Annotated in this window: 19 protein-coding genes; 17 read left to right on the top strand and 2 right to left on the bottom strand. The window is 75.4% G+C overall.

The window, feature by feature from the left end; genetic code table 11:
• The first annotated feature begins 70 nt into the window (after positions 1–70).
• The gene (locus ASF50_RS09855; RefSeq protein ID WP_056904388.1) at positions 71–1108 is read left to right on the top strand and encodes an AurF N-oxygenase family protein; all 1038 of its coding nucleotides are present in this window, start codon (positions 71–73) and stop codon (positions 1106–1108) included.
• 76 nt (positions 1109–1184) lie between these two features.
• Positions 1185–2918 carry an FAD-dependent oxidoreductase gene (locus ASF50_RS09850; protein ID WP_056904387.1) on the top strand — a complete coding sequence of 578 codons (1734 nt, stop codon included), beginning with the start codon at positions 1185–1187 and terminating at the stop codon, positions 2916–2918.
• A gap of 54 nt (positions 2919–2972) precedes the next feature.
• Here the strand turns inward: ASF50_RS09850 and ASF50_RS19460 are convergent, their stop codons facing one another.
• Positions 2973–3110 (bottom strand): hypothetical protein, encoded by a 138-nt coding sequence (locus tag ASF50_RS19460; protein ID WP_165699018.1) that lies wholly within the window; start codon positions 3108–3110, stop codon positions 2973–2975.
• A 122-nt stretch (positions 3111–3232) separates the two neighbouring features.
• On the opposite strand from ASF50_RS19460, the gene ASF50_RS09845 reads away from it, so the two are divergent.
• Genes ASF50_RS09845 through pdxS form a run of 5 tightly spaced genes read left to right on the top strand, consistent with a single transcriptional unit; the run spans position 3233 to position 7003 of the window.
• Positions 3233–4018: a TetR/AcrR family transcriptional regulator gene (locus ASF50_RS09845; protein WP_156697724.1), complete on the top strand. Its 786-nt coding sequence runs from the start codon at positions 3233–3235 to the stop codon at positions 4016–4018.
• Positions 4015–4575 carry an HIT family protein gene (locus ASF50_RS09840; RefSeq protein WP_056904386.1) on the top strand — a complete coding sequence of 187 codons (561 nt, stop codon included), beginning with the start codon at positions 4015–4017 and terminating at the stop codon, positions 4573–4575. The genes ASF50_RS09845 and ASF50_RS09840 overlap by 4 nt, the downstream gene beginning before the upstream one ends.
• Before the next feature lie 3 nt (positions 4576–4578).
• Complete coding sequence (locus ASF50_RS09835; RefSeq protein WP_056904385.1) at positions 4579–5415, top strand: inositol monophosphatase family protein; 837 nt, start codon at positions 4579–4581, stop codon at positions 5413–5415.
• A 12-nt stretch (positions 5416–5427) separates the two neighbouring features.
• The gene (pgsA, locus tag ASF50_RS09830) at positions 5428–6036 is read left to right on the top strand and encodes a phosphatidylinositol phosphate synthase (protein WP_056904384.1); all 609 of its coding nucleotides are present in this window, start codon (positions 5428–5430) and stop codon (positions 6034–6036) included.
• 52 nt (positions 6037–6088) lie between these two features.
• Complete coding sequence (gene pdxS, locus ASF50_RS09825) at positions 6089–7003, top strand: pyridoxal 5'-phosphate synthase lyase subunit PdxS (RefSeq protein WP_056862745.1); 915 nt, start codon at positions 6089–6091, stop codon at positions 7001–7003.
• A gap of 99 nt (positions 7004–7102) precedes the next feature.
• On the opposite strand, the gene ASF50_RS09820 is transcribed toward pdxS, so the two are convergent.
• Positions 7103–7963, bottom strand: coding sequence for a hypothetical protein (locus ASF50_RS09820; protein ID WP_056904383.1), 861 nt, complete (start codon positions 7961–7963; stop codon positions 7103–7105).
• Positions 7964–8212: 249 nt separating this feature from the next.
• On the opposite strand from ASF50_RS09820, the gene ASF50_RS09815 reads away from it, so the two are divergent.
• The 10 genes from ASF50_RS09815 (at position 8213) to pdxT (ending at position 14614) form a co-directional block, all read left to right on the top strand.
• Complete coding sequence (locus tag ASF50_RS09815) at positions 8213–8746, top strand: alternate-type signal peptide domain-containing protein (protein WP_056862747.1); 534 nt, start codon at positions 8213–8215, stop codon at positions 8744–8746.
• Positions 8747–8750: 4 nt separating this feature from the next.
• On the top strand, positions 8751–9353 hold the full coding sequence (locus ASF50_RS09810) for a signal peptidase I (protein ID WP_056904382.1): 603 nt from the start codon (positions 8751–8753) through the stop codon (positions 9351–9353).
• Positions 9346–9954 carry a SipW-dependent-type signal peptide-containing protein gene (locus tag ASF50_RS09805; RefSeq protein ID WP_056904381.1) on the top strand — a complete coding sequence of 203 codons (609 nt, stop codon included), beginning with the start codon at positions 9346–9348 and terminating at the stop codon, positions 9952–9954. The genes ASF50_RS09810 and ASF50_RS09805 overlap by 8 nt, the downstream gene beginning before the upstream one ends.
• Positions 9951–10397 carry a hypothetical protein gene (locus tag ASF50_RS09800; RefSeq protein ID WP_056904380.1) on the top strand — a complete coding sequence of 149 codons (447 nt, stop codon included), beginning with the start codon at positions 9951–9953 and terminating at the stop codon, positions 10395–10397. The genes ASF50_RS09805 and ASF50_RS09800 overlap by 4 nt, the downstream gene beginning before the upstream one ends.
• Before the next feature lie 161 nt (positions 10398–10558).
• On the top strand, positions 10559–11152 hold the full coding sequence (locus tag ASF50_RS09795; protein ID WP_156718234.1) for an alternate-type signal peptide domain-containing protein: 594 nt from the start codon (positions 10559–10561) through the stop codon (positions 11150–11152).
• Positions 11152–11745, top strand: coding sequence for a signal peptidase I (locus ASF50_RS09790; protein WP_056904378.1), 594 nt, complete (start codon positions 11152–11154; stop codon positions 11743–11745). Before ASF50_RS09795 ends, ASF50_RS09790 begins: the two co-directional genes overlap by 1 nt.
• A 105-nt stretch (positions 11746–11850) precedes the next feature.
• Entirely contained in the window at positions 11851–12477 is a 627-nt protein-coding gene (locus ASF50_RS09785; RefSeq protein WP_056904377.1) for a hypothetical protein, read from the top strand.
• A gap of 64 nt (positions 12478–12541) precedes the next feature.
• On the top strand, positions 12542–13111 hold the full coding sequence (locus ASF50_RS09780) for a TasA family protein (protein WP_056904376.1): 570 nt from the start codon (positions 12542–12544) through the stop codon (positions 13109–13111).
• Complete coding sequence (locus tag ASF50_RS09775) at positions 13108–13953, top strand: hypothetical protein (RefSeq protein ID WP_056904375.1); 846 nt, start codon at positions 13108–13110, stop codon at positions 13951–13953. Before ASF50_RS09780 ends, ASF50_RS09775 begins: the two co-directional genes overlap by 4 nt.
• A 61-nt stretch (positions 13954–14014) precedes the next feature.
• Positions 14015–14614, top strand: coding sequence for a pyridoxal 5'-phosphate synthase glutaminase subunit PdxT (pdxT, locus tag ASF50_RS09770; RefSeq protein ID WP_056862756.1), 600 nt, complete (start codon positions 14015–14017; stop codon positions 14612–14614).
• Positions 14615–14681: the final 67 nt, after the last annotated feature.

The following is a 14681-nucleotide window of genomic DNA, read 5'->3' as shown; positions in this document are numbered from 1 at the left end:
GGACTGCCGCACGAGCCCCCGCAGGCAGCGGGGCTCCGGCCACGACGACAACGCCACGACGAGGTGCGAGATGACCGCGACCCCCACGCTCCACGACACCGCCGCCCCGGTCCGTGCGACGGCCTCCGCCGACGACGCGGCGGTGCGCGCCGAGCGCACCCGGGCCTACGAGCAGCGGCTCCGCACGCTCTCCGAGGCCTCGGTGCACCAGCACTTCGACGCCTTCCTCGACATCGCCTGGGACGACCCCGACCACGCCATCCGTCTCGACGACCCGCGCTGGGTGCTGCCCCGCGTCGACGTGCTCGGTGGCACCGACTGGTACCGCTCGCTGCCGCTGGAGGAGCAGATCCGCGTCGGCCTCTACCGCCAGGCCAACATCTGCAAGGTGGGCCTGCAGTTCGAGCAGATCCTCATCAGCGGCCTGATGAACTTCGCCTTCAACCTCCCGAACCGCTCGGCGGAGTTCCGCTACTCCACCCACGAGGCGACCGAGGAGTGCCACCACACCCAGATGTTCCAGGAGTTCGTCAACCGCTCGGGCCAGGACGTCCCCGGCGGGCGCCTGCTCTTCCGGATGGCCGGCCCCTTCCTGCCGCTGGCCGCGCGCTGGGTGCCGTTCGGCTTCTTCTACGGCGTGCTCGCCGGCGAGGAGCCGATCGACCACGTGCAGAAGTCGGTGCTGCGCGCGGGCGACGACATGCACCCGCTGCTCCAGCGGATCATGCAGATCCACGTCGCCGAGGAGGCCCGCCACATCGGCTTCGCCCACCAGTACCTCGAGCACCAGGCGCCCAAGCTCACCCGCCGCCAGCGCGCGGTGCTGTCGGTGCTGGTGCCGGTCGTGATGCGGGTGCTGTGCGACGAGATCCTCGTGCCCAGTCGCCGGATGCAGCGCGACCTCGGCATCCCGCGCCAGGTGGTCAAGGACCTCTACTGGCGCGAGCCGGAGTCGCGGAAGTTCCTGCGCGACCTCTTCGGCGACGTGCGCATGCTCGCCGAGGAGACCGGGATGATGAACCGCGTCTCGCGCCTGGTCTGGCGCTGGATGGGGATCGACGGCCGCCCCAGCCGCTTCCGCAGCGAGGTCGCCTCGGCTGCCGCCTGAGCCGCCACCGAGCCCCGCCCCAGCCCAGCCGACCCCGGCCGACCCCGGCCGGCACCCGACCGAGCGGACCCCTCCCGTGCCCTACGTCGTCACCCAGTCGTGCTGCAGCGACGCCTCGTGCGTCGTGGCCTGCCCGGTCAACTGCATCCACCCCGCCCCGGGCGAGCCCGGCTTCGCGACGGCCGAGATGCTCTACGTCGACGCCGACTCCTGCGTCGACTGCGGGGCGTGCGCGACGGCCTGCCCCGTCGACGCGATCAAGCCGCACACCAGGCTGAGCGAGGCGGAGCTGCCGTTCCTCGACATCAACGCCGCCTACTTCGACGTCTTCCCCCACGCCGACCGCACGCCCCTGGCCGTGGTGGCCGAGCAGCGCCGGATGAAGCGGCCGCGGCCGGTGCGCGTGGCCGTCGTCGGCGCGGGGCCCGCGGGGCTCTACGTCGCCGACGAGCTGCTGCGCCACCCGGAGACGCGCGTCGACGTGCTCGACCGGCTGCCCACCCCCTACGGCCTCGTGCGCGCCGGCGTCGCGCCCGACCACCAGCACACCAAGCGGGCCACCACCCTCTTCGCCGCCATCGAGGCCGAGCCCGGTTTCCGGTACCTGCTGGGCGTGGAGGTCGGTGAGGGCCCGGGGGCCGCGGTCACCCACGCCGAGCTGGTGGCGCACTACGACGCCGTCGTCTACGCCGTCGGCGCGGCCAGCGACAAGGCGCTGGGCGTGCCGGGGGAGGACCTGCCCGGATCGCTGTCGGCCACCGACCTCGTCGGCTGGTACAACGGCCACCCCGACAAGCAGGACCTCGCGGTCGACCTCGGCCACGAGCGCGCGGTGGTGGTGGGCAACGGCAACGTCGCCCTCGACGTCGCCCGGGTGCTGACCGCCGATCCCGACGAGCTGGCCGGCACCGACCTCGCCCGGGTGCCGTGGGCGGTGCTCGCCGGCAGCGGGGTGCGCGAGGTGGTCGTGCTCGGGCGCCGCGGCCCCGACCAGGCGGCCTTCACCCTGCCCGAGCTGGTCGGCCTGGCCGCGCTGCGCGGCGTCAACGTCGTGGTCGACACCCGGGGTGCGGCCCTGAGCCAGGGCGACGCGCCAGGGGTCGAGGGCGACCTGCGCCGCCAGGTGCTCGCCGAGCTCGCCTCCCGCACCCCCGACCCGGCGCTGCGCACGATCGTGCTGCGCTTCCTCACCTCGCCGACGCGGCTGCTCGCCGGACCCGACGGACGGGTGGGCGGGATCGAGCTGGTGCGCAACGAGCTGGTCGCCGACGCCGCCGGGGTGCTGCGCGCGCGGTCCACCGGCGAGACCGAGGTGCTGCCCGTCGGGCTGGTGCTGCGCTCGGTGGGCTACCACGGCGAGCCCGTCGACGGCCTGCCCCACGACGCCGCCACCGGCACCGTGCCGCACACCGCCGGACGGGTCGTCCCCGGCGTCTACGTCGCCGGCTGGGCCAAGCGCGGCCCCAGCGGCTTCATCGGCACCAACAAGGCCGACGCCCAGGAGACGGTGTCGACCCTGCTCGACGACCTCGACGCCGGCCTCGTCGCGGGGCCCGACGGGTCCGTCGGGGGGCCGCGGTCGCAGCGGGGCGACCTGGCCCGGGTGCTGCGGGAGCGCGGTGTCGCGGTGGTCGACCTCGCCGGGTGGCGCGCGATCGACGCCGAGGAGCGCCGCCGCGGTGCCGCTGCGGGGCGCCCCCGGACCAAGGTCGTCGACGTCGCGGAGATGCACCGGATCGCGGCGCAGGCGGCGGACGCCCGGCCGCGCCGGCGGACCCTGCTCGGCGTACGGACCTCGAGCAGGGCCTGAGCGCGCGAGCCCGACCGAGCCCGACCGAGCCCGGGCGCGCGGTCGGCGCTGGGCTCAGCGCTTGCGGTCGGTGAGCTTCTCCACCCCGCTCGTCGCGGCGTCGGCCGCCTTGTCGCGCTTGGCTCCGCGCTTCTCCTTGAGGGACTTCCCGGACTTCTTCGACAGGGCTTGGCGCGGGGACTTGTCGCTCATGGCGGTTCCTCTGGTGGAGGGCCTGGATGGCCCCGTGCGATCGACAGTACGCCGGTGCCACGGGTTAGGGTTGTCAGCACAGCGACAGCGACGCGCCGACGGGCGCACGGGACGGGGTGGGGATGGCGTCGACCGAGCGCGGCCGTCCCGACGGGCGCCAGGCGCGCTGGGACCGCCACAACCAGGAGCGGCGCCAGCAGATCATCGACGCCGCCCTCGCGGTGATCGAGGCCGGTGAGCCCGGCGCCGAGGTCCACGTGCAGCAGTACGCCGAGCAGGCCGGCCTCAGCCGCACCGTCATCTACCGCCACTTCGCCGACCGCGCCGACCTCGACCGGGCCGTGCAGACCGCGATCGTCGAGGGGCTGGCCGCCGAGCTGCTGCCCGCCGTCACCCTCGACGGCACCATCCCCGAGATCGTCGGCCGCGTCGTGCGCACCTACGTCGACTGGGCCACCACCCACCCCGCGCTGCACCACGTGGCCGAGCAGGACACCTCCCTCGACGGCTCCGGCCCGCTCCAGCAGGGCATCGAGCGGATCGCCGCCCAGGTGGTCGAGGTGATCACCACCGCGGTCGACCTGCTCGACCTCGAGGTCAGCGAGGACGAGCGCGCCGCCCTCGACCCGCTGGTCTTCGGCCTGGTGGGCGCGGTCTTCGGCGCCGTGCGCCGCTGGATGGCCAAGCCCGAGCAGACCCCGCCCGCCCCGCTGCTGGTCGCGCTGACGACCGACTCGGTGTGGTTCATCCTCCAGGGCCACGCCCGGAGCCTGGGGCTGGAGCTGCGCTCCGACCAGCCCATCGAGCAGCTGCTCGAGCAGGCCTCCGCCGCCGTCGACGCGGCGGCGAGGGTCGAGACCAGCGACCTCGTCGACCTCCCGCCCGCCCGGGTCGAGGGCCCGCGGTGAACGGCCGAGGAGCCGAGGACGAGGCGGTCCTGGTGCAGGACGGCATCGGCGAGCCCGACGGCCTCGACCGGCTGTGGACACCCCACCGGATGGCCTACATCCGCGGGGAGAACAAGCCGGCCGACGCGACGTCGGGGGAGTGCCCCTTCTGCCGGATCCCCTCGCTGCCCGACGAGGACAGCCTCGTGGTGCACCGCGGCCGGCTGAGCTTCGTGCTGCTCAACCTCTACCCCTACGCGCCGGGCCACCTGATGGTGTGTCCCTACCGCCACATCGCCGACTACACCGAGACCACCGACGAGGAGGCCGCGGAGATCGCCGACCTGACCCGCACGGCCATGCGCGTGGTGCGCTCGGTCTCCGGTGCGGGCGGCTTCAACATCGGCATGAACCAGGGCGAGATCGCCGGGGCCGGCATCGCGGCCCACCTGCACCAGCACGTCGTGCCGCGCTGGCCCGGCGACCAGAACTTCATGCCGATCATCGGGCGCACCAAGACCCTGCCCGAGCTGCTCGGCCAGACCCGCGCGCTGCTCACCGACGCCTGGCCCTCCTGAGCCGTGGCCCCTCCCGCGCCGCGCGACCGGCGTCCCGACCCCGCTGACGTGGAGCTGGCCGTCGCGCTCGTGCGCGACGCGGGGCGCCTGGCGCTGCGCATGCGCGGCGCCGGAGCCCTCGACACGACCCGCAAGACGTCGGTCTCCGACGTCGTCACCGCGGCCGACCACGCCGCGGAGCGGCTGGTGCTCGAGCGGCTCGCCGCGCTGCGCCCCGACGACGGCGTGCTGGGGGAGGAGGGCGCCGAGCGGGTCTCGCGCAGCGGCCGCACCTGGGTGGTCGACCCCGTCGACGGCACCTACAACTTCGTGCGCGGTCTCACCGGGTGGTGCTCGGCCCTGGCCCTGGTCGAGGGCGACCCCTCGCGCCTCGACGCCGCCCTGCTGGGGGCGGTGCACCACCCCCACGACGACACGACCTGGGTCGGCGGCCCGGCCCTGCCGAGCACGCGCGACGGCGTGGCGCTCGACCCGGTGGTCGACCGCACCCTTGACCAGGCCTGCGTGGCGACCTACCGCCACCCCCCGACCCACGCCACCCCGGCCGGCCTGGCCTGGGGCCACGCCCTGGCGCCCGCGGCGACGGTGCGGATGCTCGGGTCGGGGTCGATGGACGCCGCGCTGGCCGCCGGCGGAGTCGTCGACGTGGTCGTGCAGCACTCCGTGCCCGACTGGGACCGGCTGCCCGGCGAGGCGCTCCTGCGCGGGGTCGGGGGCGTCGCGCGCCTCGTCGAGGCCGCGGGCCGGCGCTGGTACGTCGCCGGCGCTCCGAGCGCGGTGGCCGAGGTCTGCGAGCGCCTGGCCGAGGCGGGTGCCGGTGCCGCGGCGCCGGGCCGCTAGCCTGCTCCCGCCATGATGGAACGTTTCCGCGCCTTCTGGACGAAGGTCATCGCCCCCGTCGCCCACCTCCTGATCCGCCTCGGGGTGAGCGCCGACGTGGTGACCCTCGTCGGCACCCTCGGGCTCAGCGCCGGCGCCCTCGTCTTCTTCCCCCAGGGCATGCTGCTCACCGGTGTGATGGTGGCGACCGCCTTCGTCTTCAGCGACCTCATCGACGGCTACATGGCCCGGTCGCAGGGCAAGAGCAGCAAGTTCGGCGCCTTCCTCGACTCCACCCTCGACCGCATCGGCGACGGCGCCATCTTCATCGGGCTCTCGCTCTACTTCGCGGGCCCGGGCGACAGCACGCTCTACCTCGTGCTGTGCCTGGTCTGCCTCCTCATGGGGGCGGTGACCTCCTACGCCCGCGCCAAGGCCGAGGGCCTCGGCTTCACCGCGAAGGTCGGCATCGCCGAGCGCGCCGACCGTCTCGTGGCCATCCTGGTGATGACCGGGCTGAGCGCGATCTTCGACGCCCCGATCCTGCTGCACGTCGTGCTGTGGGCCCTCGCCGTGGCCAGCACGGTCACCGTGGTGCAGCGGATCTGGGTCGTGCGCCAGCAGGCACTCGCCGAGGTGTGAGGACCCTCTCGTCGAATGGGTCGGGCAGGTAAACGGCCGTAGAATTCGTCCCATGGCTGACACCGCTGGCACCCCGTCCGAGACCACCGGCACCGGCACCACCCGCGTCAAGCGCGGCATGGCCGACATGCTCAAGGGCGGCGTGATCATGGACGTCGTCACCGCCGAGCAGGCCAAGATCGCCGAGGACGCCGGCGCCGTGGCCGTCATGGCCCTCGAGCGGGTGCCCGCCGACATCCGCGCCCAGGGCGGCGTGAGCCGGATGAGCGACCCCGACATGATCGACTCGATCATCGAGACCGTCTCGATCCCCGTCATGGCCAAGGCCCGCATCGGCCACTTCGCCGAGGCGCAGGTGCTGCAGAGCCTCGGGGTCGACTACATCGACGAGTCCGAGGTGCTGACCCCGGCCGACTACGCCAACCACATCGACAAGTGGCAGTTCACCGCCCCCTTCGTCTGCGGCGCCACCAACCTGGGCGAGGCCCTGCGCCGCATCGCCGAGGGCGCGGCCATGATCCGCTCCAAGGGCGAGGCCGGCACGGGCGACGTCTCCAACGCCGTCATGCACATGCGCACCATCGGTGGCGAGATCCGCCGGCTCTCCTCGCTGCTGCCCGACGAGCTCTACGTCGCCGCCAAGGAGCTCCAGGCGCCCTACGACCTGGTCAAGGAGGTCGCCGAGCGCGGCTCGCTGCCCGTGGTGCTCTTCACCGCCGGCGGCATCGCCACCCCGGCCGACGCCGCGATGATGATGCAGCTCGGCGCCGAGGGCGTCTTCGTCGGCTCGGGCATCTTCAAGTCCGGCAACCCCCAGCAGCGCGCCGAGGCCATCGTCAAGGCCACGACCTTCTACGACGACCCCGACGTGGTCGCCAAGGTCTCGCGCGGCCTGGGCGAGGCGATGGTCGGCCTCAACGTCGACGAGATCCCGCAGCCGCACCGCCTGGCCGAGCGCGGCTGGTGACGTCCGGGCCCGCCGCGCCCTGACGGGCCGGCGGGTCGTGCGGCCCGGCGTCGGCTGGGCCGACGCCGCCGGCTCGGCCGCCGCCGGTCACCGCAGGGCTCAGCGCAGCTCGGGGCAGGGCAGCCGCGCCCGGTCACGGGCCGTGAGGGCGTCGTAGTCGCCGACCAGGTCGAGCACCCGGCCCGTGGTGTCGAGGTAGGCGCGGAAGTCGTAGGGCGCGGCCGCCCAGTAGAGCTGCGGCTCGCCGCCGTCGGCGACGGTGTAGCGGCCCGACGGCTCGCCCATGAGGTCCACCACGACGCCCGACGGCGACCCGGCCTCGAGGTCGCACCACGCCGCGACCCACCGCGCGGTGACGGCGTCGTCGACGGCCCCGCCGCCCCGGGCCACGGTGGCGAGCACCCGCCACCGCGCGTCGTCGTAGGTCATCGTCACCGTCTGGTCGCGGCCGGGCAGGTCGACCGCCAGCACGGTCCGCTCCGCGGTGGCCGAGGTGACCTCGAGACCGGCGACGTCGGTCGCGAGGGTCTCGGTCGGCTCGTCCCACAGCACGCCGACGAAGCCGGTGCAGGGGTCGCCGAGGCCGGCACGACCCAGCAGGATCGCCCTGCTGCGCAGTTCGATCGTCAGCTCGGGCGCCTGCCGCGCGCAGGCCCCGGCGGCGTCGCGCGCCGCGAGCGCCCCCAGCCACGCCAGGTACGCCGACTCCGCGGCCGTGCCGCCGCCGGGCGCACCGGGGCCCGCCGTCGCGTCGCCGGCGTCGGACCCGGCGTCGGACCCGGCGTCGGACCCGGCGTCGGACCCGGCGGTGTATGCGTCGGTGTCTTCGGGGGCGGTGGCGACCGACGGGTCCGCCGGGAGGGAGGCGGCCCGGCGCGGAGCGCCGGGGTCGGTGCAGGCGCCGAGCCCGAGGACGGGGGCGAGGAGCAGCGCCGCGACGACGACGCTGGCCCGGGTCATGGTGTCAGCCTGCCACGCGGCGTACGCCCCCGGCGGCGCACGGACGGGCGGGCCCGTCCGGGCCATGCCACGACCCGCACCGCGCACCGACGGGCGGGCCCGTCCGGGCCATGCCCGGCCCCGACCGGGTGGACCGGGTGGACGGACGGGTCATCGACGCGCGGAAGCCTCCGACGGGCGCCGCGCCGACCGATGGGCACGGGGAGCCGGCTGCCGCCAGGGCGCTGCCGGAGCCAGGAGGGCGTCGACGTGCGCACCATCGTCAAGGGATCACTCGCCGCGGGCGCAGGCGTCGTGCTGCTGCTCGGGGGCGCCGGCACGCTCGCGGTGTGGACCGATGCCGAGGACCTCCCCGGCACCGGCTCCACCAGCGGCTACCTCGACCTCACCGACCCGGTCTGCGACCCGTGGGAGCTCGACGGGGGCGCTGCGTTCACGACCCAGCTGATCGTGCCCGGCGACGAGCTCAGCCACCGCTGCACCTTCACCCTCGACGCCGCGGGTGAGCACCTGTCGGCGACCTTCGAGACCTCCGACCCCGTCGTGACCGAGACCAACGCGCTGGTCGACGACCTCGTGGTCTCCACCGCCTACACCGTCGGCGGCGTCCCCGTCGACCCGGAGGCCGGCGGGGTGGCGGTGCAGGACGGTGACGTCGTCACCGCGGTGGTGACGGTGTCCTTCCCGCTGGGGTCCGACAACGCCAGCAACGTGCCGACCGCCGGGCTGCAGGCGACGCTCGAGGACATCACGGTCACCGCGACCCAGGACCACTCCGGCTGAGGCCGTGCGCGTCCTGACGTGGGTCCGTCGCGTCGCCCGGGTCGCGGCCTGGGCGGCGACGCTGCTCGCGCTCGCAGCGCTGACCGTGGGGCTGGTCGTGCCGCGTCTCGCAGGCGGCTCGGCCTACACCGTGCTCACCGGCTCGATGCGGCCCGGGCTGCCGCCGGGCACCCTGGTCGTGGTGCGGCCGGCCGAGACCGGCGCGCTGCGCACCGGCGACGTCGTCACCTACCAGCTGCGCAGCGACGAGCCCGCCGTCGTCACCCACCGCATCGTGGCCGTCGGGGTCGACGGGGCGGGCGAGCTGCGCTTCACCACCCGGGGCGACGCCAACGACGTCGCCGACCCCGTCGCCGTGCGGCCCGAGCAGGTGCGCGGACGGCTCTGGTACGCCGTGCCGCACCTCGGCCACGTCGGGCGGCTGCTCAGCGGGGAGCAGCGGCGGCTGGCCGGCCTCGTCCTGGCCGGCCTGCTGCTGTCCTACGCCGCCTCGGCGTACGCCCGGGCGGTGCGGGAGCACCGCGCCGCGTCGTCGCGGCGCACCCCCGTCGCACCGGGGCGGCACCGGGCCCCGGTCGAGCACCCCCGCGAGCGCGCCGATGCCTAGCCACCGCGCGACCCCCGCCCGCGGCGGGGTGCCCCGACCGCTGCGGTCGCTGCGGGTGCGGGCGGCGCTCGGTCTCGCGGTCGTGGCCTGCGTCGCGACCACCGGCACGTGGGCGGCGTGGACCGACGAGGTGCCGGTCAGCGGCGCCACCGTCACCGCGGGGAGCATCGACCTGACCGTCGACGGCAGCAACGCCGTGACCGGCTACACCTCGCTGTCGGTGGGGGCGATGGTGCCCGGGGGCAGCGTCGCGGCGGTGCTCACCGTGCGCAACGCGGGCACCGCTCCGCTGCGCTGGACCGCCACGTCGACCGCGACCAACGGCGACGGCAAGGGCCTGGCCGCGACGCTGGTGGTCAAGGTCACCGGCGACACCACGGTCACCGGCAGCGCCCCGACCACCACCTGCGCCGGCACCGCCCTGGCCGGCGCGGGCTCCGCGCTCAACGGGGCGCTGGTCGGGACCGGTCGCACCCTGGCCCCCGCCACTACGGAGAAGGTGTGCGTGCAGCTCACCCTGCCCGGCAACGCGGCCAGCGGCCTGCAGGGCGCCACGACGGCGGTGACCCTCACCTTCACGGCCTCCTCGGACCTGTCGTGACCCCGCGGCACCGGGACGACCCACGCCCGCCCGGCCGGGCCCGCGCCGCGGCGCACGCCACGCTGGCGGCGCTCGCGCTCGCCGCCGGCCTGCAGCCGGCGCCGGCGCGGGCCGCCCCCTGGACCGACACCGTCGGCGTCGGCGGCACCATCCTGAGCGCAGGCACCGTGCCGGCGCCGGCCACGTTCACCTGCACCGGTCTGGGCCTCGGCAGCGTGCGGTTCACCTGGTCCCCGGTGGCGGGCGCGACGAGCTACACGGTGTCCTACGACGGCGGAGCCGGATCGGTCACCACGACCGGCACCTCGGTGGACCTCGTGGGTCTGCTCAGCGGGGGCACGGCCTGGGTGCGGGCCCACGTCGCCTACCCGTCGGTGACCTGGTCCTCGGTGCCCTCGACCACCCGCACCTACACCTTCGTCGTCGTGAGTCTCTGCGGCTGACCCGCGCCACCGCACCCGAGTCCCGTCCTGGCCCGCACGGAAGCCGGTGAGTAGTCCGTCCGGGCCGGTGCGGCGCCGGTCGGGCAGAACCCCTGACCCGTCATGACCATCTCCGTCGGAGGGCCATGACCCCGGCGCGACGGGCCCGTTGAGGAGGTGTCTTGCCCGCCACCCACCGACCGGAGCCCCTCATGAACAAGACCACCAAGGGTGCCCTCGCGGCGTCCACCGCCGCCGTGCTGCTGCTCGGGGGCGCCGGCTCGCTGGCCTACTGGACCGACAGCGACACCGTCCAGCCCGGGTCCTTCGCCAGCGGCGAGATCAAGCTGACCGACGGCGCGTGCGCGACCAGCTGGACCTACGCGAGCGGCAACGCCAAGGCGGGGACCGTGGTCACCGCCATCGTCCCCGGCGACAGGATCACGAAGACCTGCACCTTCACGGTGCTCGCCAAGGGCGACAACCTGTCGGCGACGCCGACCCTGCCGGCGTCGATCCCCGTCCGCAAGACGTCGTCCGACCCGGGCACGTCCACCCTCGACGCCACCGCGGCGGCGACCTACACCACCACCAGCGGGTTCACCGGGGGCAAGCTGACCCGCTCGAACGACAACGACACGCTGAGCGCGGCCATCACGGTCTCCTTCCCGTACGGCGACGCGACCACCAAGAACGCCAACGACACCCAGAACCTCATCGCCGCGGTCGACGCGCTCACGGTGTCCCTGGTGCAGGACAACCCCAACCCGGCCTGATGAGCAGCCGCAGCCGCAGCCGCAGCCGCAGCCGCAGCCGTAGCCGCGGCACAGCGCGGGGCTGGGCGGGGCAGGTCGCCGCCTGGACCGTGCTGCTCGCGGTCGCGGCGGTCGTCGCGGCCGGGGTCGTCGTGCCACGGGTGGTCGGGGCGACGCCCTACACGGTGCTCACCGGGTCGATGGCCCCGACCTACCCGCCGGGGACCCTCGTCGTGGTGAGGCCCGTCGACGCCGCCGACGTCGGCCCGGGCACGCCGGTGACCTTCCAGCTGGAGTCCGGACGGCCCGAGGTCGTGACCCACCGCGTCGTCGGCGTGGCCTACGACCTGACCGGCCGGCGGCTGCTCACCACCCAGGGCGACGCCAACCCGGTGCCCGACGCCGAGCCCGTCGAGGCCGCGCAGCTGCGCGGCGAGGTCTGGTACGCCGTGCCGCACCTCGGCCGTGTCAACGCGCTGCTCACCGGCCACCAGCGCCAGGTCGCGGTGTGGGTCGTCGGCGGTGGGCTGCTGGCCTACGCCGGCGCCATGTTCGCCGGAGCCGCCCGCGAGCGGGGTCGCCGCCCGCGCCCGACCCACCTGCGCACCGCCTGACCTCCACCGCTTGACCTGCACCGCACACCGCGATCGTCCGCGGATGCGCCGCCGCCCGCCCGTCCGTTCGACCGCCCGCCCGACCGACCCAGGAGAGGAGCCACCGTGTCGCACGCCCGTCGCCTCCGCACGGTGCTCGTCGCCGCCGTCCTGGTCGCGCTGCCGGTGAGCACCGTCGCGATGCGCCCGGCAGCCGGGCCGCCCGGGGCGGGTGCGAGCCGGGCCGAGGAGTCGGCGCTGCGCGACACCGACGTGTCGTCGTACCTCGCCGTGTCGCGCGACCGCGCCTTCGTCTCGGCCTGGGACGGCCCCGTGTGGGGCCGCGGGGTCCGCTGGGTGCCGGGGGAGCGGCGCGCGGGGGACTTCTGGGTGCGCAACGACGGTCCGGTGCCGGCCGACCTGACCCTCACGGTCGCCTCGCGCGGCGCGAGGCCGCTGCTCGCGGCCGACCGGTTCAGCGTGCGGGTGGCGGGTCGTGCCCGTCGCGGCGCTCCCAGCCGCGACCTCACGCGGAGCCTCGCCCGGGTGGAGGGGTCGCTGCGGCGCACCGCCCCGGTCGTGCTCGCCTACCACCTGCGCCCGGGCCGGCTGGTGCACGTGCGGGTCGTCGCCGCCCTGGCCTACACGGCCGGCAACCGCACCCAGGGCCGGGGATCGCGCGTGTCCCTCGAGCTCCGCCTGACCCAGGACGTCAACGGCTTCCGTGACGACACGGTGGTGCTCCGTGGCTGAGCACCGCCGGACCCGGCGGCCGTCCCGGCCCGCGCGCCCCCGACCCACGGGGCGCCGTCGGGCGGTGGCGCCGCGGCACGGTCGGGCCACCAAGGGCTGGGCGGCGCTGGCGCTGGCAGGGGGACTGGTCCTGGGCGCCGGCAGCAACGGCACCTTCGCCTTCTGGAGCGACACCGACACCGTGGCCAGCGGCTCCTTCACCACCGGGCGCCTCGACCTCACCGTCGACGGCGCCCAGGGCAACCCCACCGCCCACACCGTCACCAACCTCGCGCTCGCCACGATGGTGCCGGGGGAGAGCGTCGCCGCGACGCTCACCGTGCGCAACGCCGGCGACGCGCCCTTCACCTTCCGCGCCAGCGCCACCAAGGCTGGCGACCTGGCCACGCCGCTGGTGGTCGAGGTGGTCGCCGGGTCGACGCAGACCGGGGACGACGCGACCTACCCCCGCACCGAGGGGTGCTCCGGCGGCACGCCGCTGTCGCCCACCACGGCGACCCGGCTCGACGTCGCCGCCTCCACCACGCTCTGCGTCAAGGTGACCCTGCCCTTCGAGACCGCCGACACCTTCCAGTCGAAGACCGCGCCGAGCACGGTCTCCCTCGCGCTCGCCGCCAGCCAGGTCGCCCCGTGAGCCGCCTCGCCGCTGTCGTGCTCGCGCTCCTGCTGGGGCTGGGCGTCGGCGCGGCCCTCGGGGCGTCGCCCCGCGCGACGCTGGCCGCCTTCTCCGACTCCGCCGCCGCGAGCAGCGGGGAGCTCACCAGTGGGGCGATCGCCAAGCCGACCTCGCCGGTGGGCAGCCGCTCGCTGGCGGGCGCGGTGACCCTGAGCTGGGCGGCCACACCGGCGGGCACCGGCACGGCCGGCACCTACCGGGTGCTGCGCTGGAGCGCGCCCACGGGCGGCACCAGCGTGCAGGCCTGCGCCACCACGGCCCCCACCACGACCTGCTCCGACGCGGGCGCGCCGCTGCTCGCCACCACGTACTACTCCCTCGTCGCCACCGTCGGCGCCGCCTGGAGCAAGGAGTCCGACCGGGTCGCGGTGCCGGTGGCCGGCTCCTCCGACACCGTCGCCCCCGCGCTCGCCGTGGGCTTCCCGACCACCGGCACGTCCTCCTCGTCCAGCTCGTTCTCGACCAAGGTCGCCGCCGGCTGCCCGGCGGGCGGGGTGGCCTGCGGCTCCACGTCGGACAACGTCGCCACCACCGAGGTCACCTACCGCCTGGAGCGGCGCAGCGGCACGGGCCCGGGTGCGAGCACGGTGTGCTGGAACGGGTCGGCGTGGGCTTCGGCCACCTGCCTGCTCGGCCAGCAGCCGGCCACGCTGGTCGGCGGCACGGCCTGGCGGGTGCCGGGCTCGCCCGAGTCCGCCTATCCCAACACCTTCGGGGCGGCGGCCTTCACCCTCACCGTCCGTGCCGTCGACGCCGCCGGCAACGCCACCACCGCGACCAGCACCTTCTCCACCACCTGACCCGCCCCGCGCGGTCCCACCTGCCCGCGCGGGGCTCCGGGCCCGGCCCTACGATCGCCCGGTGCCGTCACCCCGCATCGGAGTCCTCGCCCTCCAGGGCGACGTGGTCGACCACGTCCGCGCGCTGCGTGCGCTGGGGGCCGAGGCGACCGGCGTACGCCGCGCGGCGGAGCTGGCCGCCGTCGACGCACTGGTCGTGCCGGGCGGCGAGTCGACCACGATGATCCGCCTGGCGAGGGTCTTCGACCTGCTCGGACCGCTGCGCGAGCGGATCGCCGAGGGCCTGCCGGTGCTCGGCACCTGCGCGGGGATGATCATGCTGGCCGACCGCGTCGAGGACGCCGCGCCCGGGCAGGAGACCCTCGGCGGGCTGCATGTCACGGTGCGCCGCAACGCCTTCGGGCGCCAGGTCGACTCCTTCGAGGGCCCGCTCGACGTGGCCGGCCTCGACTCCCCGGTGCACGCCGTCTTCATCCGGGCGCCCTGGGTGGAGGCCGTCGACGACGACGTCGAGGTGCTCGCGCGTGTGGCGCACGGTCCGGCCGTGGGTAGGATCGTCGCGGTCCGGCAGGGCCCGCTCATGGCCACCTCGTTCCACCCCGAGGTCGGCGAGGACACCCGCATCCACGGGTTGTTCCTCGACCTGGTCCGGGAGCGTTGACCGGCCGGCGCAGCACTTCGACAAGCACGACCGCCCCGGTGCGCCGGGAGCAGGGCGTGGACGGACG

It is taken from the genome of Nocardioides sp. Leaf307 (assembly GCF_001423135.1).
GTDB classification, from domain to species: Bacteria; Actinomycetota; Actinomycetes; order Propionibacteriales; family Nocardioidaceae; genus Nocardioides; species Nocardioides kribbensis.
Note: the sequence above shows the minus strand (reverse complement) of the source record. Positions and strands in the feature narration are given on the sequence as shown.

Excerpts from the sequence above, each read along its gene's own strand:
- ASF50_RS09845 (WP_156697724.1), top strand. The coding sequence starts at position 3,233 with ATGGCGTCGACCGAGCGCGGCCGTCCCGACGGGCGCCAGGCGCGCTGG.
- pdxS (WP_056862745.1), top strand. The coding sequence starts at position 6,089 with ATGGCTGACACCGCTGGCACCCCGTCCGAGACCACCGGCACCGGCACC.
- ASF50_RS09805 (WP_056904381.1), top strand. The coding sequence starts at position 9,346 with ATGCCTAGCCACCGCGCGACCCCCGCCCGCGGCGGGGTGCCCCGACCG.
- ASF50_RS09790 (WP_056904378.1), top strand. The coding sequence starts at position 11,152 with ATGAGCAGCCGCAGCCGCAGCCGCAGCCGCAGCCGCAGCCGTAGCCGC.
- pgsA (WP_056904384.1), top strand. The coding sequence starts at position 5,428 with ATGATGGAACGTTTCCGCGCCTTCTGGACGAAGGTCATCGCCCCCGTC.
- ASF50_RS09820 (WP_056904383.1), bottom strand. The coding sequence starts at position 7,963 with ATGACCCGGGCCAGCGTCGTCGTCGCGGCGCTGCTCCTCGCCCCCGTC.
- ASF50_RS09855 (WP_056904388.1), top strand. The coding sequence starts at position 71 with ATGACCGCGACCCCCACGCTCCACGACACCGCCGCCCCGGTCCGTGCG.
- ASF50_RS19460 (WP_165699018.1), bottom strand. The coding sequence starts at position 3,110 with ATGAGCGACAAGTCCCCGCGCCAAGCCCTGTCGAAGAAGTCCGGGAAG.